The 19,957-nt window shown below is 50.0% G+C and carries 15 protein-coding genes; 8 read left to right on the plus strand and 7 right to left on the minus strand.

What is annotated here, in order from left to right:
- The first annotated feature begins 282 nt into the window (after positions 1-282).
- The gene (locus tag BBD41_RS00140; protein ID WP_099476308.1) at positions 283-777 is read left to right on the plus strand and encodes an NUDIX hydrolase; all 495 of its coding nucleotides are present in this window, start codon (positions 283-285) and stop codon (positions 775-777) included.
- Here BBD41_RS00140 and BBD41_RS00145 read toward each other — a convergent pair.
- From BBD41_RS00145 to BBD41_RS00160, 4 genes are all read right to left on the minus strand, one after another.
- Complete coding sequence (locus tag BBD41_RS00145) at positions 760-1,470, minus strand: lipase family protein (RefSeq protein WP_099476309.1); 711 nt, start codon at positions 1,468-1,470, stop codon at positions 760-762. The two genes, BBD41_RS00140 and BBD41_RS00145, sit on opposite strands and share 18 nt — an antisense overlap.
- 132 nt (positions 1,471-1,602) lie before the next feature.
- The gene (locus BBD41_RS00150; protein ID WP_099476310.1) at positions 1,603-2,745 is read right to left on the minus strand and encodes a nitric oxide synthase oxygenase; all 1,143 of its coding nucleotides are present in this window, start codon (positions 2,743-2,745) and stop codon (positions 1,603-1,605) included.
- A gap of 242 nt (positions 2,746-2,987) precedes the next feature.
- Positions 2,988-4,487, minus strand: coding sequence for a malate:quinone oxidoreductase (locus tag BBD41_RS00155; protein WP_099476311.1), 1,500 nt, complete (start codon positions 4,485-4,487; stop codon positions 2,988-2,990).
- A 333-nt stretch (positions 4,488-4,820) separates the two neighbouring features.
- Positions 4,821-7,748, minus strand: a complete 2,928-nt coding sequence (locus tag BBD41_RS00160; RefSeq protein WP_099480369.1) for an insulinase family protein — start codon at positions 7,746-7,748, stop codon at positions 4,821-4,823.
- A gap of 321 nt (positions 7,749-8,069) precedes the next feature.
- Here BBD41_RS00160 and BBD41_RS00165 point away from each other — a divergent pair, with 321 nt between their 5' ends.
- The 7 genes from BBD41_RS00165 to BBD41_RS00195 all read left to right on the plus strand — a co-directional run bounded on the left by BBD41_RS00165 (position 8,070) and on the right by BBD41_RS00195 (position 16,518).
- Complete coding sequence (locus tag BBD41_RS00165; protein ID WP_099476312.1) at positions 8,070-9,701, plus strand: spore germination protein; 1,632 nt, start codon at positions 8,070-8,072, stop codon at positions 9,699-9,701.
- A gap of 3 nt (positions 9,702-9,704) precedes the next feature.
- Entirely contained in the window at positions 9,705-10,799 is a 1,095-nt protein-coding gene (locus BBD41_RS00170) for a GerAB/ArcD/ProY family transporter (protein WP_077566303.1), read from the plus strand.
- A complete protein-coding gene (locus BBD41_RS00175) occupies positions 10,796-11,005 on the plus strand; it encodes a CLC_0170 family protein (RefSeq protein WP_077566301.1) in 210 nt (69 codons plus the stop codon). The genes BBD41_RS00170 and BBD41_RS00175 overlap by 4 nt, the downstream gene beginning before the upstream one ends.
- Before the next feature lie 39 nt (positions 11,006-11,044).
- Positions 11,045-12,286, plus strand: a complete 1,242-nt coding sequence (locus tag BBD41_RS00180; protein WP_099476313.1) for a Ger(x)C family spore germination protein — start codon at positions 11,045-11,047, stop codon at positions 12,284-12,286.
- 178 nt (positions 12,287-12,464) lie between these two features.
- A complete protein-coding gene (locus BBD41_RS00185; RefSeq protein WP_099476314.1) occupies positions 12,465-14,063 on the plus strand; it encodes a spore germination protein in 1,599 nt (532 codons plus the stop codon).
- 34 nt (positions 14,064-14,097) lie between these two features.
- Positions 14,098-15,324: a Ger(x)C family spore germination protein gene (locus tag BBD41_RS00190; protein WP_099476315.1), complete on the plus strand. Its 1,227-nt coding sequence runs from the start codon at positions 14,098-14,100 to the stop codon at positions 15,322-15,324.
- 57 nt (positions 15,325-15,381) lie between these two features.
- Positions 15,382-16,518, plus strand: coding sequence for a GerAB/ArcD/ProY family transporter (locus BBD41_RS00195; RefSeq protein ID WP_099476316.1), 1,137 nt, complete (start codon positions 15,382-15,384; stop codon positions 16,516-16,518).
- A gap of 112 nt (positions 16,519-16,630) precedes the next feature.
- Here the strand turns inward: BBD41_RS00195 and BBD41_RS00200 are convergent, their stop codons facing one another.
- Genes BBD41_RS00200 through BBD41_RS00210 form a run of 3 tightly spaced genes read right to left on the minus strand, consistent with a single transcriptional unit; the run spans position 16,631 to position 19,916 of the window.
- Positions 16,631-18,010: an extracellular solute-binding protein gene (locus tag BBD41_RS00200; protein WP_099480371.1), complete on the minus strand. Its 1,380-nt coding sequence runs from the start codon at positions 18,008-18,010 to the stop codon at positions 16,631-16,633.
- A 42-nt stretch (positions 18,011-18,052) separates the two neighbouring features.
- Positions 18,053-18,922 (minus strand): carbohydrate ABC transporter permease, encoded by an 870-nt coding sequence (locus BBD41_RS00205; protein ID WP_077566291.1) that lies wholly within the window; start codon positions 18,920-18,922, stop codon positions 18,053-18,055.
- A gap of 43 nt (positions 18,923-18,965) precedes the next feature.
- Entirely contained in the window at positions 18,966-19,916 is a 951-nt protein-coding gene (locus BBD41_RS00210) for a carbohydrate ABC transporter permease (RefSeq protein ID WP_099476317.1), read from the minus strand.
- Positions 19,917-19,957 lie beyond the last annotated feature (41 nt).

Raw genomic sequence — 19,957 nt, forward strand, 5'->3', positions numbered from 1 at the left:
TCAAGCCTGTTCTGCATAAATGACTTGTCGAGGGACAAGAACATTAAGCCCATAGAAAGTCGCTAATTTAGCGACTTTTTAGGTTTATCGGAACAAGTTCTTGTTCCGAGTCGAGGACAAGAACTTGTTCCGATTGCCGTAAAGGACAATAATATAAGCCGATTACCGATTAGATGAGTATCTAACTATGTTTCAAAGAAATTTCATTAAACTTACGGGCAGGGTAGTGAGAGAAAGCTGTGGAATAAATATACAAACATTACTGCATAAGGAGGTCGTAATATGCCATTTCCAACGCATATCGTTGCAACAGGTGGATTTATAGAAGATGAGCAAGGAAATATACTTTTAGTAAAAACTCGTGACGGTGGTTGGGTATACCTTGGTGGACAAGTGGAAGTTGGAGAAAATCTGATAGATGGTTTGATTCGCGAAATCAAAGAGGAAAGTGGAATTGCTGGTGTCTATTCAAATACAGGGATTTTTAAATGGTATGGTGGGGAGTTATTAGCTGTTACTGAGGAAACAACCGATAGTCGCTGGGTGGCGAAGGATAAAGTTCTTGATTTCATTGAAAACCCCGCTATTCAAGTCTCGTATGCGGGGATGCGTTCCTCGAGTAATACATATGTACAAAATACGAGTTTTGTGAAACAGACACAAGTTTCAAAAACGCCCCTGAGCGTTTTAAGTGATTTCACAGTCAATTCCATCCATACACATCATCTATATTCATTCTTACTTTCATACCTCTCTTGCTCAATGATCCGGACATAATTCATAAATCTTGGCGATCAATTCTTCAGAGTTCGTTCGGAACGTTTCATTAGCGTCGGCCCAAGACGATTTCAAAAAATAAGATGCGTGAAACCGCCAGCCTTGATGATCCGGATTAAAATCCAGTTGAATTTCGCGTCCAGGCTTTCCTTTATATATTTTGGAGCCTGGTTTGCGCCAGCTGCCGATTTGCGTGATTCGGTCTCGATTTTGGCCTGTTATATACGTAAAACCCTCATTATATGGAATGTCCTTCAAATAAAATTTCGGGCAACCTACACCAAACACTCGAATCTGCTGAGCCCCATAGTGTTCTTGCAACTCAAGCCCAGTCCGGTATGCGATCACGCCGCCTGCGCTGTGACCGATCAGAATCAACCGTTCCACATCGGCTGCATGCGCACGTATGATGTGTGATGCTTCCTTAACTCGCCGCGATTGATCACGAACCAAGTCAAAGCCAGCTTGACTCAATTGACGGGTCAGCAGCCGGAATAAAGCAGAACCTTGCTTGCCGTTGGCCAAACCGTAGGGGAAAATCATCACAATTTTTGCATGACGATACCTTTTCGCAATTTCATTGGCTGCGTCTTCAAAGTTATTCCGGTACGTCAGGATCCCGGCAATAAAACACACCAGGGTGCGACATTTCTCCGTGCATGTGCTGCTTGGTGATATATAAGACTCTGTCATGATTTCCCCCCTCCTTATTTTATTGACTTATTATGTGAAATTAATAACAATCATTCATTATAAATGTTTAAACGCTGCGATTGCCAATACGCTCCACAAATGACCTTAGTCCCGAGTTTATCGCCAGATTCTCTAGAGCATGGTTTCATTCAAGCTTGAATCCGAATCTCTATAGAAAAAATTAGGCGTCACGATCCGATTGTCGTATGAACGATGAAATATATGTGTCGTGGCGGGCGACAGCGGCGGTATTAGCCATGTCCAATCCCCTGTTACCGGACAGCCTCTCTTCTCCTCATTCGACTCGAAGCGTTTCAATTGCTTAGCAGCTGTATGATGATCTACAATCGTAACCCCATTCTTCTTATAAGAGTACAAAACAGCCACATTCAATTCAACAAGCGCACGATCGCGCCATAGCGTAGATTCATGCCTTGTAGGCAGCCCCATAATCTCGGCTAGTGTCGGCAGCAAGTTATACCGCTGCTCATCCGCCAAGTTGCGAGCGCCAATCTCCGTTCCCATGTACCAACCATTGAAAGGAGCTGCCGTATAAGAAATGCCGCCAATCTCAAGCCGCATGTCGGACACAATCGGCACTTCGTACCACCGAATGCCGAGCTTACGCAATTGCGGGTATTGCGGGTGCTCGATCGGCACCTCCAGCACAAGCTCCTTGGGGATATCAAACCAACGGGGTTTCTTTCCCTGTGCACTGATCACCAGCGGCAATACATCGAATGGCGTTCTCATTCCCTCCCATCCGAGTGAATGACATAAAGATGTCAGCGCAAGCGAATCCGGGTCCCCGACCATCCCATGATCCGTCTCATAGCCAGCATATCGAATAAGCTGATGATTCCATACTCGCGGATCGGGATGATGCTTCAGAGGATCTGCCGGTCTAAAAACGGTTATTGCAGGACGAATTTGACCGCCATTCGTAGCGTACGCTATATGCTTGAACAAAGCATCCGCCATCTCCTCATCGGTAGTGACATGCCGGGCATCAAACACGGTGAGTCCTTCCCAAAACAAGCGGCCAATGCAGCGATTGCTGTTTCTCCATGCCATCCGGCAGCCATGGGTTAACTCCTCATCGGTATGCTCGTATGTACCCGACTCCATGATTTGCGTTTGTACTTCAGCCAGGCGTTGTTTCATTTCAGCTTCAGGTTTATGTAATTCGGTGTAACATGCTTGTATAAAATGGGCCGCCTCAAGCTTAAGCCGTTCCAGACCAAATTCATGCTCTTGTACCGGTACCAAAGTCATCTTGCTCCTCTCATCGCTCCTCATGCCTTCAGGAATATACTACCTTGAAGTCCAGCCATCGATCAAATCCATCCGCCTATTGTTCGGGTTTTGCTCACATTATTGTTCGGATTTTGCTCACATCTTTGTCCTCTATCACAAATAGCAAAAAGAACCTCAAATCCAAGGGCGGATTAAGGTTCTTTTGTGAACCGATCATCAATGAAAATTGAGAGATCGATCTCATCAATATAATTAAAGAATTAACTATGGACGAGTTCTTTTTCGCTTAGACCAAGCGTCTTCGAGGTGGAGTGATGAATTTCTTGCAGCAGCTCAGGCTGATCCACGAGGGAAACGCCATAGGAAGGAATCATCTCTTTAATCTTCGGCTCCCATTCCTTCATATGCTGAGGGAAGCACTTTTGCAGCACTTCAAGCATAACGTGAACGGCCGTAGAAGCACCTGGAGAAGCGCCGAGCAATGCAGCAATCGAGCCATCGGAAGCGCTTATGACCTCCGTACCGAATTGGAGCGTGCCTTTGCCGGCGTCCGTATCCTTGATAACCTGTACCCGCTGGCCTGCTACGACAATTTCCCAATCCTCGCTCTTGGCGTTCGGGATGAACTCACGCAGCTCTTCCATGCGCTTTTCATTGGATAACAGCACTTGCTGGATCAGATATTTCGTCAACGCCATCTCTTTAACGCCGGCTGCCAGCATCGTGAGCAGATTGTTCGGTTTAACGGAACGGATCAGGTCAAGATTGCTTCCCGTCTTCAAGAACTTCGGCGAGAAACCGGCAAAAGGACCAAACAACAGGGTTTTCTTATTGTCGATATATCTTGTATCCAAGTGTGGAACCGACATTGGAGGCGCTCCAACCTTGGCTTTACCATACACCTTGGCATGATGCTGCTCGACAACCTCCGGATTGTTGCATACCATGAACAGGCCGCTTACCGGGAAACCGCCGATATGCTTGGATTCAGGAATGCCGGTCTTCTGCAGTAAAGGCAGACTGCCTCCGCCTCCGCCGATGAAGACAAACTTCGCCGTATGCTCCTCAACCGAACCGGTGTCGATATTACGAACTTTAAGTTTCCAAGAACCGTCGCTGCCCCGTTTAATATCTTTCACCATATGCTTGTAGTGAACCTCAACGTTGTGACTCTTCAAGTGGTCGAACAGCATGCGCGTTAAAGCACCAAAGTTAACGTCCGTTCCGGAATCAATTTTGGTGGCGGCCATCGGTTCGCTGGAAGTCCGTCCTTCCATGATCAGCGGAATCCATTCCTTCAGCTTCTCCGGATCCTCGGAATATTCCATTCCTTGAAACAGCGGGTTGTTTGACAGCGCTTCAAAACGTTTCTTTAAAAAGCTAACATTGCTCTCCCCTTGCACCAAACTCATATGAGGAATAGGCATAATAAAGTCCTGAGGATTGCGGATCAGATTGCTGCTAACCAGATAAGACCAGAATTGACGCGAAAGCTGAAATTGCTCATTAATTTTAATCGCTTTGCTGATATCTATAGTTCCGTCAGGTTTTTCGGTTGTATAATTAAGCTCGCACAACGCAGCATGTCCCGTGCCTGCATTATTCCATTCGTTGGAGCTCTCTTCCCCCGGACTTGCCAGTTTCTCAAACACTCTGATTTCCCACTCAGGCGCCAGCTCTTTCAGTAAAGCTCCCAATGTCGCGCTCATAATCCCGGCACCAATTAAGATGACGTCTGTTTTTTTCTGAATGCTGCTCATGATATCCTTCCTTATCCACTATATTTGCAAAAAAAGAGTAGGCGCCGCCGCTTATCCAACCTAAGCAAAACGTCACCTCAACAAAGAACCAGTTCCGTTGTAATGATCACCATATCATTCTAGTCTATTATAAATATTTATAGATTAAAATATCTACTACTATCTGATAATTATAAACGATTTCAAGCTAGGGACAAGAACTTATCGCATAAAATCACAAAAGCCGCCGGTTTTTGGCGACTTTTGGTCGACTCCGATCTCAACGTGCGGTTGAATGGCCGCAGGTGAAGCGGGATTGCGTTTTGGCCCGTTAAACGGGCACTACCGCCCCAATTACTTCTCAAACAAAGGGAGAACTTCCCCGAATAAATGTCGCTGGGCTTCTACGCTGTCTTCATTCCCAACCGTGCATTTACTGCCCAACTCGAGCACCGACTCGACTAGCGGAGCAAGACCCGCAACGTCTTCCGCCGTTGTATTCAGCACCTCGTCCCTTTCTCTCTGCAAATCATCATCATCATAATCGCAAAGATACAAGACCAGCGAGTTCGCTGAAGCGGCAGCAGGGCTGTTCGCCGGCTCTAGTTCCCGGATCGCCCCGATGATATATCGGGTCATCTCCTGGTCACTCGCCTTAAAGCCCCGTAAATAATCCGGGATTTGGGCATAAACCTCATACGTTCGAGCAAGGTTCGGATCGCGGTAGGATACCATATAGCTGTTGCCGTCCCGTTGGAATCCGGTCATGCAGCCGTAAGCACCGCCTTTCACCCGGATCTGGTTCCACAGATAATCATAGGACAGAATCATTTTCAGCACCCGCAAAGAACCGGTATACGGATATCCCTTATCGATAAAATTGCCGGTTTGCGCCGCATATTGAACCTCGGATGACGTCTTAAAGCCTTCATTGCGAAGCTGCGGCGTGAATTCTACAAGCACCCGCTGCACCGGGTGATGATACAGCTTCTCTTTAAACGCAGCCGCCAGCGGCTTGACACTTGCGAGGCCTTCCTGCTCGGCCGTATAGCTTACCAGCAGATTTTCCGGCCTGAAGATATAGCCGGCCAGCTCCTTCAATCGATGGATAAGCGCGTCCTTCTCCTCGTCAAAATGGCTTTCCAAATGCTCCAGCAGCCGATAGTGGGAAATCCCGCCGACCCTATCGCGGAACGCGTACACGGCGGAATGATAGGACAAAGCCCGCTCCCTTGCCGCCAGATGACCCGATGAAATCAGCTTCCGCTGCTCACTGGATTTGAGCTGAGCAATCAACTCATACAGCCGTTTCGTATCATCGAAGTTCGAGGACAGGATCATTTCCTGGATCAATTCGAAAGCGGAGCTCAGCTGGCTGTACAGCACCTTCGCTTGAAATTCAAACACGGCTTTATAGCCATTGACCTGCTTTGCGCTGCCGTATGCTTCGATGCTCGTGTGTATCCCGCCTGTATGAATGTTGATCCGATTGGCAAGCTGATGGTAGCTGAAACGCTCCGTATTGACGGATCCGATTGCCCCCTCCAATATGCCGGCATAGGCAAGCAAATCCTGTGGAACCTTGTTCAGATCAAAGCATAGGCGCAAATAACCGATCCCGTTGGTAAACAGCTTGTGATATAAAATGGAGGTATCATCCAGTCGATCGAGCTCCAGGCCGAGCTTTGGTGATTGCGGGTCCAAATCCTCCCGCGAGAGCAAGGGGATCGTTGCCGATTGCTCCTTGGTCGAAGGTTCGTTCTGATATGCCTTAAGAGCCTTGGTGCGATCGACGAGCTGCTGAAGCTCATCCGGGTTCAACTGATCCCGGTAGGATTGAAGACGTGCTTTAAGCTTTTGCTCGTTTTTGGCGCCCAGCCCTTTTTCCGGAACGACAGCGACAACGGATGCATGCGTATTTCGAATCAAATACCGCTCTATCAGCCCCTCGAAATACCCTTTATCCATCTTTTCTTTGAGTCGTTCGAAGATATGATGGCTCTCCAGATGCACAAAAGGCGCATGATCATTATAAAGCCAGCTCCCTAGCACTTGCAGCGCATAGCTTAAGCCCTTCGGGTAACGGCCGAAATCGGCTTCCCGGTATTGAAATTCGTAGAAGCTGATGCCGGCAAGCAGAGAATCCCTGTCGATGCCCTTGCTTACCAGTTCATTCAAGACATTCGTAATCGTATCAACGAATAGATCCCGATCGCTCTGGTTGCTCCCTTTCGCAACGATGCTGAAGACCGGCTGATAGATTCGGCTCTGATAGGTTCCATACACCTCCTTCGCGATCCCTTGGTCCAGGATGGACTGTCGCAAGGGAGCCCCTTGCGATCCCAGCAGCGCATAGTGCAATACTTGAAAAGCGATCGCCAGCTCAGCATCCAGGCTCGTTCCGATCACTGCATTATACGTCAAATAGGAGCGGTTCTCCTCCGATTCTCCGCCTCCGATCGAATACGAAGTCACCGCCTCCGCCCGTCGATGAAACGGAGCTTGGAGCATGATATTGGAAGCTGCATCCGCCCGGTCATAATGACCGAGATATGTCTCGTCAAGCCATTTTAGCTTCTCCTCCATATCCATGCTTCCATATAAATAAATATAGCTGTTGGAAGGATGGTAATATTTCGAGTGATAAGCCAGCAGCTCCTGATATTGCAGGTTCGGAATATCATCCGGATGTCCGCCGGATTCCAAGGAATAGATCGTGTCCGGGAACAGCGAGTTCAACACGGACCGGTATACGACCCGTTCAGGCGAGGAAAAGGCGCCCTTCATTTCGTTGTACACGACACCGTTATATTTGAGCTCTGCATCCGCCGATTCCAGATTGTAATTCCAGCCCTCTTGAAGAAATATCGCTTCTTCTTGATGAATGTTGGGATGAAGAACCGCATCCATATAGACATCCATCAAATTGTGGAAGTCTTGGTCATTCCGGCTTGCTACCGGATAAATCGTTTTATCCGCGAAGGTCATCGCATTCAGAAAGGTGTTCAGGGAGCCCTTAGACAGCTCTACAAAGGAATCCTTGGCAGGAAACTTGCGCGATCCGCACAGCACGGCATGCTCCAAAATATGCGTTAGCCCCGTATTGTCGGTTGGCGGTGTCCGAAAACCGATCGTAAACACCTTATTCTCATCGTCATTAGAGAGCAGGATGATTCTGGCCCCGCTGCGCTTATGCTCCAGCAAAGCTCCGTCGGACTGTATATCGTGCAGCCTTTGATGCTGCAGCAGTTCATATGACGTTAACGAATCCAGTGTCTTCATAAAAATAACCTCCAAGACCGTCTCCTTGCGGAGCACGGTAATATGCACTTCTATTTTTGCCGTTCCACAACCGGGTGTAACCTCTCCTCTCCCTATATTCATTCGACGTATCTGCTGCACCTCCTCCACACGACGCTTTCGATCAGGCTCGGCCAGGCAGCGTAATAACAAGCATCAAAAAACTTTCAAATGAGGATGTAAGGTTCATGCCACTATCGAATGGTTCGCTATCAATTGATAAAAATTACAATCGGAGGAAATACTGAGTCAAAATATTCAGTAGCTATGAGCACCGTTAAATCGGGAAAGGTGTGAGCATCCATGTCTTTTTCCAAATGGCAGGGTTCAAACCGGTCAAGAAAGGGGAATTCCGCTGACAAACCGGTGACAAAGCAGGTCGAGGGGCGGGACATTTCCGAAAGTCTGGAAGAAACAACCTCAAGCATCAAGGAGCTTCTTGGGGGCAGCGACGATTTTATCGTCCATTCCTTCCAGATATTCGGACAGCATGCTGCGGTCCTGTTTTATTTCACGGATATAACGGACCATGCCGTGATCAATAATACAATATTGAAGCCGCTAAAATACGGTCCTCCCCATATCGATGTGGAGAGCATCCCGCTTCATGCGCTGAGGGATACATTATTAGAAGATACGCTATATCATAGCGAAGGATTCGCTGAACGAAATATTTCAATTCTGATCGACAGTCTGCTGCGCGGGCAATCCGTCGTCGTTATCGACGGGCTGAACGAGGCGATTGTTATCGAAACCCGGAAGCTTGCCCAGAGATCGATCGAGCAGCCCGCCACGGAACAAGTCATTCGAGGGGCGCGCGAAGGCTTTATAGAATCCTTGGGGACGAATATTTCCCTTCTTCGTTACCGACTGCAGACACCGGATTTTCGGGTGAAATCCATGCAGATCGGAACGAAGACCAAATCCAAGGTTGCCGTCTGTTACATGGAGGGAATCACCAACCCGGGCATCGTAAAAGAAGTAAATAAACGCCTCTCCTCCATCGATATCGATGCCGTGCTCGATGCCGGCTATCTCGAGCAATTTATTGAAGACAACCATTGGTCCCCGTTTCCGCAAATCCAATATACGGAACGGCCGGATAAAGTTGTAGCCAATTTGCTCGAAGGAAGAGTAGCGATTATGGTGGATGGCTCGCCGATGGCTCTAATCGTACCGACGGTCTTCAGCCAGTTCTATCAGACCGTGGAGGACTATACCGAACGATATGTTCTGATGAGCGCGATCCGGATGTCCCGGCTCGTTGCCCTTGTCTTCTCTTTGGTCTTCCCTTCACTGTATGTAGCGATCATTTCTTTCAATCCGGAATTGATCCCGACCGAATTTGCCGTGGCGGTAGCCGGCGGACGGGCAGGCGTGCCCTTTCCAGCCGTCATTGAAGTGCTGGTCATCGAAATTTCCATGGAAGTGCTGCGGGAAGCGACGATTCGTCTGCCGCAGCAGGTTGGCGGGGCTTTATCGATCGTTGGTGTGCTGGTCATTGGACAGGCTGCGGTGGCTGCAGGCTTCTCCAGCCCGATCACCGTCGTCATCATTGCTCTGACAACCATCGGGTCATTCGCTACCCCTGCATACAATGCGGCGCTGGCACTCCGGATCCTCCGGTTTCCGTTAATTATTCTGGCCGGCGTGTTCGGTCTCTATGGCGTGATGGTCGGGCTTATTCTCATTACCAATCATCTGTTGTCGCTCAAATCGTTTGGCGTTCCTTACCTGAGTCCGTTCGTTCCCGGCAATGTGCAGGGCATGCGCGATCTGCTGACCCGCGGACCACTCTGGAAAATGAAGAACAGGCCGTCCTTCCTCCATCCGCAGGACACCACAAGATTGGGCGGCGATATGATCGACCAAGTCGATCATGCTTCGAATAACATCATGAGTTCCACCCATCCTAACGGAGATAAGGGGCATTAAGCTATGAATAATCAGCGCCAGATAACCGTGCTGCAGGCATCTGCGGTCACAATCAGCACGATCGTGGGGGTAGGCGTCCTTGCACTTCCACTCGCCGCGGTGCGGGCAGCGGATGCCGGAGCTCCGCTTGTCACATTTTTGGGGATGCTGTTAGCGTTTATCGGATTATTCTTTATGACCCGCTTGGGCATGCGCTTTCCCAATGATTCGTACATCCAATATAGCGAAGTTATCATGGGCAGGTGGCTCGGCATGATCGGAAGCCTGATATCCATCCTGTTCTTTGCCGTTCTGTGTTCGCTGGTGGCAAGGGAATTCGGTGAGGTGGTCGTCACAGCCGTGCTCAAGAATACGCCGCTGGAAGTAACCGTATTGGTTATGCTCCTCCTGGCAGCCTTCTCCTCACGCAAGAATATCATGTCTTTTGCCTACATTCATTTATTTTACAGCCCCTTTATGCTTATTCCCGCATTGTTGATCGTGGCACTTTCGTTAAAGAACGCAGATATCATCAATGTGCTGCCGGTATGGGGGAATGACCCGAGCGGGATCCCGATGGGGATCATTACGCTCTCAACAGTATTTCAGGGATATTTTATTATGATGATGGTCATCCCCGCCATGAGCAGACCCGAGAAAGCGATGCGGGCAAGCATTTGGGCAATGCTTGTCACGGGGCTGCTATACACGCTGATCGTTATCGCAACCGTCGGCCTGTTCGGCGCGGAAGAAACGAAGACACTGCTGTGGCCGACACTCGAGCTGGCCAAAGCAACCTCCCTGCCTGCCAATGTGCTGGAGCGCCTGGACGCGGTATTTCTTGCCGTATGGGTTACGGCCGTATTCACCTCCCTGTTCTCTTGCTACTACTTCACCATTTATTCGATTAGCAAGCTGCTGAAGCTGGCCGATCAAGGGATGCTGTCCTTCTTCATTCTGCCGATTCTGTTCGTGCTCGCGATGCTGCCCCAGAGCTTACTTGAATTAAATGAGTTGAATGCCGTCATATCCAAGTTCGGCCTGCTGATAACCATCGTATATCCAGGCATGCTGCTGGTGATCGCGAAGCTGCGCAAGAAAAGGGGGGCTTCCCGTTGATCGGAGAAATTTACAGCGGTTATCTGTATGTCGCCATTGCCATTTGGATCTTGACAGGGTTGTTCAATCTTGTGGTCGACACCCGGAAATATGATGAATCGCAGATGGACAAGGAGAAAAAAGTGTCGCGCGTGTTAGGCTGGACCAACATCGTGCTGGGCATCGTTATTTTTGTGGGGGCGATGACGTTGAAAATCATTTGGTGAGCGTGACGCTATGATCCGTATCCGGGGAGGAAGATATCTATGAGAGAACATGCATCCGCAGGTTACAAGCTGAGGTCCATCATGACCCTGCTTCTTCTCGCCTCGCTGCTGACAGGGTGTTGGGATCGCATGGAGCTTGAAGAACGCGCCGTCGTCTTAGGCATATCCATCGACACCGCCGGGCCGGATGCGGAGAAGAAGGAAGACGAGGTATCCCACTTAATGGGAAAATACCCCGCTCCAAAGCAAAGCATGATTCAGCTGTCCGTGCAAATCGCGCTTCCGGGACGCATCCCCCTGGGACCTGGCGAGAGCGGTGGCAGCGACGACGGTGGAGGAAAGGAAACCGTATGGGTGCTCAGCGTCGTCGGTCATACGATCGATGATGCCATGATGAATTTGCAGCAGCAGATATCGGGAAAATTGTTTTTCGGCCACCTGCGGGTCATCGTGATTTCCGAGGACATTGCGAGAAGAGGCATCCAAAATATAAACGATTATCTTCATCGCAATGCGGAAGTTCGCCGAATGGCATGGATGATGGTTTCGAAGGGCAAAGCGAAGGCGCTGATGGAAGCTGCTCCGAAGCTGGAGCGTGTCCCGACGCTGTACCTGGCGTCCACGCTGGATGATGCGGTCAGACACGGGAAATTCCCGACCAATTACATTGGGACGTTCTGGAGCAATTCCTCGAAGAAAGGCCAGGAAGGGTTCCTCCCTTATATTCAAATCATGGAAGGAGAGAACGTTCAAATCAGCGGGATCGCTTACTTCAAGGGGGCGAGGATGGTCGGTACGACGAAGCCGTTTGAAATTGCCGGATATTTGGTCATTAAGGGAATCAGCCCTGCGGGTTACCGGGGGATCATTCATTTAGGCGATGACTCGCAAATCGTTACCATTCATGCGACCAACCGGGAATCAACAACGACGGTTAAAATCAAGGACGGCCTCCCCCACTTTACGATCACGGCAATGACCGAGGTCAACGTCGAAGAGAAAAACGAAGAGGTAATCCCGATCAACTCGTCCCGCATTCTGGAGGAAATCGCCACGGAGAACGAGCATTCCGTCAAAGAGCTGATCATCGGGCTGCTTCGGGAAACCCAGGAGAAGGAATCCGACATCTTCGGGTTCGGGGAGCTCGTTCGGGCCACGAAGCCCACGTACTGGAATCGGAACGTTCAGACGGCCGAGCGGTGGCAAGAGCTGTATAAGAAATCTACGTTCGAGATTCATGTGACATCCAAAGTCCGCAGAGTCGGAATGAAGGCAGAGTAACGATGGTCCAACCGAAACGTTTACCCAACAACTGTGTACCAGCCAACGCTAGTATGGTTGTACCTATATAATAAAGTTTCGGCTTTGCCATAAGAGCAGCTGCAAGTGCGGGTGATTATGATTCCAGGAAATAGGTAACCCTTAAGGCATACGACAACTGGTTAAGGTGGTTATAAAGATGTTCTTTTTCAAGAAGCGCAGCCGTTCAGCCGCCCGATCCAAAACCAGAGAAGAGCAGATGTTTCAACAAGTACTGACGGACGGGACCGCTTTGTCTGATCAGCTGGACATCAATTTGCGCATTATCCGGGAGCGCACAGGCAACAGCCCGGATATTATCATACGGAGGCTGGACCAGGTTGTGGGATGTGAAATCCGCGCGGCCGTGATTTTTATTGATGGTCTGGTGAATGATCAGATCATCAACCATTCCATCATGGATTCCCTGACGCAGACCAATTCTGTGGACATCGCCTCCTCCCCTACCCCCTCTCAGATTGTCGGCTTGATCCAGAACCGGTTTCTATCTAATGGAACCGTCAGCGAGCTAAACAGCATGGATCAGCTGCTCAATGCGGTATTAGCGGGAAATACGGCGATTCTCGTGAACGGCTCGGTAAAAGGCGTCCTTGCGAGTTCTTTCGGCGGTGAACAGCGCAGTGTGGATGAACCTCAGTCACAAACCGTCATTCGCGGACCGAAGGAAGGCTTCACCGAAAATATCCGGACGAACACTGCCTTAATTCGCCGGAAAATCAAAAGTCCTGACCTGTGGATCATCAACCGAAAAATCGGACGCCAGACGCAAACCGATGTATCCATTATGTATCTGCATGGGATTGCCGATGAGAAGATCGTGAAAGAGATCCTTCAGCGATTGGACCGGATCGATACGGACAGCATTTTGGAGAGCGGATATATCGAAGAGTTTATCCAGGACCGGACCTTCACGCCTTTTCCGACGATCACGAATACGGAGCGGCCCGACGCGGTTGCCGGTGCGGTCTTGGAAGGCAAAGTGGCGATTCTGGTCGATGGGACTCCGTTTGTGCTTATCGCGCCTATCACGATCTTCAAGCTGTTTCAATCCAGCGAGGACTACTATCAGAAGCATGACATCGCCACATTTCTGCGCTTGCTGCGCATGGTTTCGTTCGTGTTATCCATGCTTCTGCCCTCTCTCTATATCGCGATTACGACCTTTCACCAGCAGATGCTCCCAACCCTGCTCCTGATCAGTTTGGCCGCGCAGCGGGAGGGTGTTCCCTTTCCAGCGTTGGTCGAAGCGTTCGCAATGGAAATTACGTTTGAAGTCCTCAGGGAGGCCGGCGTTCGCATGCCGAGAGCGATCGGTTCGGCGATTTCGATTGTGGGAGCCCTGGTTCTTGGCCAAGCTGCGGTTCAAGCCGGCTTGGTATCGGCTGCGATGGTCATTATCGTATCCTTTACGGCCATTGCCAGCTTCGTTGCCCCATCGATCAGTATTTCGAACTCGGCGAGGCTGCTGCGGTTCGGCTTTATGATCCTGGCCGCCACCTTGGGTTTATTCGGTATCATTGCCGGGATGATCGCAGTACTCATCCATTTGAGCGGGCTGCGTTCCTTCGGAATTCCCTATCTGGTTCCAGTCGCGCCCTTCATTCCTTCCGATCAGAAGGACACTTTAATCCGGGTTCCGTGGTGGGCCATGAAGCGCAGACCGAGATTGATCAATACAGAGAACGTTACACGGCAAAGCAAAAATCTTAAACCATCGCCATCGGAAGACAATCAATAACAAGCATCACGGCAGCTAAAGAGGTGGATGACGTATGGGCCGCATACGGCTATTTCCTATAATTATGCTAATCTTCCCGCTGCTCCTGGTCGGATGCTGGGACAGCAACGAATTGAACTCCCTGAGCTTTGTTTCCGCAACGGCAATCGACCGGGACGAGGATCAAAAACAATGGATCATTTCCTTCCAGGTTGTCATTCCGCAGGCCATTGCCACGCAAACCGGCGGCGGCGTCGGAGGCAGCCAGTCCCCGGTCACGATCTTCTCGACACGAGGCCGAACAATCCGTGAAGCCATGCAGAACGCAAGCCTGGAGACGTCACGAACCCTTTTCTTCGGTCATAACTCGGTCATGATCATGAATGAAAGCGTAGCCCGCTCCGATGGGGTTAAACAGATTCTGGATTTCTTTCTGCGTCCGATCGAAAGCCGGGAAACGATGTCGGTCCTTCTGACCAAGGAAAAGGCCTCCGATTTATTAGAGGTGTTCATCCCGCTTGAGAAAATAAACGGCAACGCCATTCAACGGGTCATCGAACAAAGCCATGACAATTTATCGCAGGTCCAGAACATTAGTCTCATCGACTTCGCAACAATGGTTGCCAACCCGTTCACCGATGGCAAAGTTCCCGAGGTAAGGATTTCCGGCGATAAGCAGGCGCAATCCTCGCTGGACGCGCTCAAATCCTCTCGAAGCGAGGCCGTTATCAAGCTTGGCGATCTTGGCGTATTCCGCAGGGATAAATTGATCGGTTGGATGAATCGCCGGGAAAGCCGCGGCGTCGCCTGGTTATCGAACGATGTCAAAAGAATGATTATTGTGTTTCCGTGCGACGAGAAAAATCCAGCACAGCTCTCGAGCTACCGCGTGATACGAGCATCAACCCAGCTTGAGCCAAAGTTGAAGGCGGATGGGATTACCTTGGATGTTCGTGTAAAAACCGAAGGCGTAATCGATGAAATGAGCTGCCCAAAGAAACTGAGAGACCCGGAAGTCATCAAGGGATTGGAGCGGGTCATCGAGGATGAAATCAAGGAAGAAATCCAAGCTGCATGGAGCAAGATGAGGGAATTGAACGTTGATGTGGCAGGCATCCGAAATGCGATTCACCGAAAACAGCCCGCTGCCTGGGAAAGGCTGAGCCAATCGAAGCGGCCGCTCGAGCAAATCGACATCCGTCTGCATATAAACACCAGCATCGAGAATACCAATATGCTCTATCAGCCGTTCTCGAATATGCTGGAACCGAACAAGAAGTAGGATCATGCAGCAAATCTCTTCAAGGACTAAGGACAATATCTTAAGGATGATATGGATATGGAAAAAATTGATAAGTATCAACTGATCGCAATGACCATATTATTCATCATCGGAAGCTCGCCTTTGTACCAGCTGGGGATTGAAGTGAACCAAGACGCCTGGCTGGTTATGCTCACCGGGATGCTGGCCGGGTTATTGCTGCTCTTCGTCTATCTCTATATTCAGAAACAGAATGCCGGAAAGGGTCTTTTTCAGATTCTGAAGCATCATTTCGGACGATTAATCGGTACAATCTTGGCCATTGCGTATATCTTCTATTTTATCTATGAATCCATGAGAAACACCCGCGAATTCGGAGACATTATCAATGTGGCTTTTCTTCCGAATACCCCGTTGTTCCTCTTAATGCTCATCATGATTGTCTTGTCCGGGTACGCCGTGTCCAAAGGAATCGAGGTGTTCTTTCGGGTGGTCGAGTTTTTACTCCCGATTACCATGATCGGCTATTTTCTGCTCGTTATGATGTTCATCTCGACCAATTTGATTCATCTCGAACGACTGCTTCCGATTCTTGAAAACGGGGTAATGCCCGTCATCAACGCGGCAATTCCGAAAGTCATCAGCTTTCCGTTCGGTCAGATCGTCGTATTTCTCGTGTTCTGGAGCCATCTGAACAACCGAAAGCCGTTAACCAAGGTAACGGTGCTGTCTTACCTGTTCGTCGGAGTGTTCCTGCTAATCTTCAGCATATTGAACCTTGCCATTCTGGACCCGACCATAACTAGCATCTCAACGCTTCCGATGCTCCGCAGCGTCCGCCTGATCCAGATTGCGAATTTCCTGGAGCGGCTGGATCCGATCATTATGATGCTGATCTATATCGGCATCTTCGTCAAGATGACGGCCTTTTACATGGCGGCGGTGCTTGGTCTTTCGCAGCTGATCAAGATAAGCCATAAAATGCTCACACTGGCCGTTGGAGGATTTATATATGCGATTTCCTTTATTTCGCCGAATCTTATCCATCATTTATGGATTGGTTTTGAGCAAAATTTGAAATACCATTTCCCCATCTTTCAAATTTATGTCCCCCTTCTGCTCGCCCTGATCATAATGCTTAGAAGCATATTTTCTTCCATGCGCAAAGGGGGCACGAAGCCGTCGCCGGCTTCAAAAAAGGATGGTCAAACATAAAAAAACCGGCCAATGCGGCCGGAAATCCTAAATGTACATACAAATTGGAATATTTTATGATGTGCTGTTCATATACTCATCATGGTTAGGCCCGTCTATCCATGATTGGAAGTTACTTCAAATTGGCGGACCATTTCTCAGCGCGCGACTGAAGATCATCCAGGAATTTCTGGATATCCGGCGCGTTGCCGGAGGCCGCTTGGCTGATAAACCCGTTGATTGCCGGCGCGATGTCGCTCATGTAGAACGGATTGGCTTCATCCATCAGCTCGGAATGGCCGACTTCTGCGATTTCAAGCGCCTTTTTCACATATTTGTCCTCCGGCGTAACAAAATCGGCGTTTTTCAAGGTTGGTGTACTGGAGAAGTTCTCGTATCGGTATTTCTGCGTCATATGACCGCTCAAGAATTTGAGCACTTCCCATGATGCCTCCACATCCTTGGCATTCTTCGCCATGACGAACGGATCGACCGCCACCCATCCTTCTCCGTCAGGCCCCATGTTCATCACGGGCTCGAAACGGTCCAGAAGCTCTTTGTTCTGCTTTGAGCGGTATTCGCTCATGGTGGATCCTCCGGTGGAATCGAGCGCAATCGCGATGTTGTTTTTCTCCAGACCGAAATTTTCAGCGCCCTGTGCATTCACGAAGCCTGCCGGCGGCAGCTTGGCAGCTTCCTTCAGCCATTCCAGCACCTTGACCATCTCCGGAGAATTCAGATGCCACTTGATGCTCTTAACATCCTTCAGCGTTCCTTCCGCTCCCTTGGCGCCGTACGCGAGGGTCAATGCGACAAAGGTGGAGCCGTTTAACGAGTTGCCGCTCCAGAAGAGGCCGTAATTATCTTCGCCAGTCTTCGGATTTTTCCCGGTCATTTTCTTGGCCTTCTCGAGAATTTCATCGGGACCAGGCTTAGCCGAGAGCGGTTCAACACCCCAGTCTTCAAACAGCTTCTTATCGTAAATCGTCATTCTGCGGCCGAGAACGGCAGGAATGCCAAATTGCTTCGTTCCGTCCGGCGACTTGGTGCTGTACGAATTGTTCATGATTCCTTCCAGATAAATGCCTGGATCGAAGGAGGAATCATTGGCTATCAGATCATCCAGATCGCGCAGGAGTCCATCCTGATACCACTGGGAAGCGAACGCGCCGCCGGTATACAAGACATCGGCGTCACCGGATAAGAGCATGGCGGACTGCTTGGCTTTGACATTTTCCCACGGGATCTGGTACACCTCGAGCTTGATGTTCGGGTACATGATCTTGAACGTCTTATCCAGGTATTCATTGAGACCAATCACTGGATTGCCGGTCAGCGCGTCGATGCCATTCTCCAGCTGCCAGCCGGCGAGGGCGACCCGCACTGTTCCTTCCATGTCCGACACCTTTTCGATCTTGACGCCGCCCGTCACATCGGTATTCGAACCGCCTGAGCAAGCGGCCAGCGTAAACGCCAGCACGAAGGATAAGATGAGCAGCACAGCCTTCTTCAACATTTCATGACACCTCCGAATGAATAAGCTTTCCCTGTCGAGCTACTGCTTGATGCCGGACAGCGCGATACTCTCGATAATATAGCGCTGCAGGAACAGATAAACGGCGATAACCGGGATCAGACTGGCCGTCGTCGCTGCCATGATGATGGATGGCTGCTGGTTGATGCCGTTATTGTAGGTAAACATCGCAAGGCCGATCTGAATGGTGTATTTGGCTGCCGATTTCAGAATGAGCAGAGGCCACAGCATATCATTCCATACGCCAAGAAACAGCAGGATCACCATCGTGGCAATAATCGGCGTGCACAGCGGCAGATACACCCGGCCGAACACCGTGAATTCCTTGGCACCGTCCAGCACGGCCGCCTCCCTTAAGCTGCTGGGCAGCTGATCGAAGAATGCCTTCGCCAGGAACGTCCCGAACGCATAGTTCATCGCCGGCAAATAAAAGGCGAGATAATTGTCAACGAGGCCGAGCTCGCTGAACAGCAGGTACTGCGGAATCATCGTCATTTCAAACGGGATCATCATGGTGCTCAGGGCAAGAAGCAGTACGATGTTCGCTCCCTTGAAACGGAGCTTGGATAAAGCATAACCGGACATTAGTGCCGATAGTGAGCTAATGAGAATGACGCCAGCACTGACGAGCGCCGAATTGCCGATATAGAGAAACATTTTGATGTTCGTGAAAGCAACCTCATATGTTCGAATGGACGGCTCCTCCGGCCAGATTTTTGGCGGGAACGTAATATTCAACCGCGCTGCCCAATCGAAGCTGGTAACGAGCATCCATAAGAACGGTACGATCATTATGAAGGAACCGGCGAACAGTACGATCGTCAGAATCAATTGATTGATCGACAACCGTCTGCGGGGCACAGGCTCCTTAGAGACAGCTGTACCGGACATGGTCTCCCTCCTGTCTTCATGATATGTTCACTGCTAGGCGGCATTAATCTAGACTGTCCTTACGCCGGTTCAACAGCATGAGGCAGACTGTCAGAATGAGAATGATCAGGAATAACAGGTAGGATACCGCGGTGGCAAGCCCCATCTGGGAAGCCAGAAACGCATTCCGATAGATATACAGCACCACGGTCATCAAGCTTCCGCCCGGATTGCCGGCGGTCCCCCCGATTAACCACACATCGGTAAACCGCTTCATCCCGCCGATCGTCCCCATAATGAGCATGAACACGAAGATCGGACGCAAATAAGGAATCGTAATGTACAGCCATTTCCGATACGTACCCGCTCCATCCACCTCTGCCGCTTCGTACAGATCGCGCGGAACGCTTTGCAGTCCAGCTAGAAAAATAATGGTGTTATAGCCGAGCGCCCCCCAGAGACTCATAAGCACAATGCTGTACGGCGCCACTTGCGGATTCGTGAACCATCCGATGGGCTCTATGCCGAATAATCCGATGACAAAGTTGATCAGCCCTTCCTTGGACGGAAAGAACAGAAAAGAAAACAACAGCGTCGTGGCCACACCGGATACAACGTTCGGCAAGAAATAGACCGCTTTGAAAAAATTCCTTCCCAGGTTCCACTTCAGGTTGTTGATCAAGCTCGCCAGGATGAAAGAAAAAGCGATGCCGAGCACGACCGACCACAGTCCCATCAAGAACGTGTTCGAAAGCGCCTGCCAGAATATAGGATCCCCTAACGCGTACTTGTAGTTGTTCAACCCAACCCAAGTACCGGTCAGATTGAGCCCGGACGTCTGATGAAAGCTCATGAACAGCGCGGCAAACATCGGGTAAATGGCGAACACCAGTACGCCAATGATCAACGGGGCACTGAACAAATACCCCATCCAATCATTGCGGGTAAACCGGAATTTCCGCTTGGGCAGGCCTCCATGAACCGCAGGCCACTTCCCCTCCGGGGTGGATGACACAACCAATCCTCCTCCTTTCATATAATCGCCGGATCTACCGC

This window comes from Paenibacillus ihbetae (assembly GCF_002741055.1).
Taxonomy (GTDB): domain Bacteria; phylum Bacillota; class Bacilli; order Paenibacillales; family Paenibacillaceae; genus Paenibacillus_AQ; species Paenibacillus_AQ ihbetae.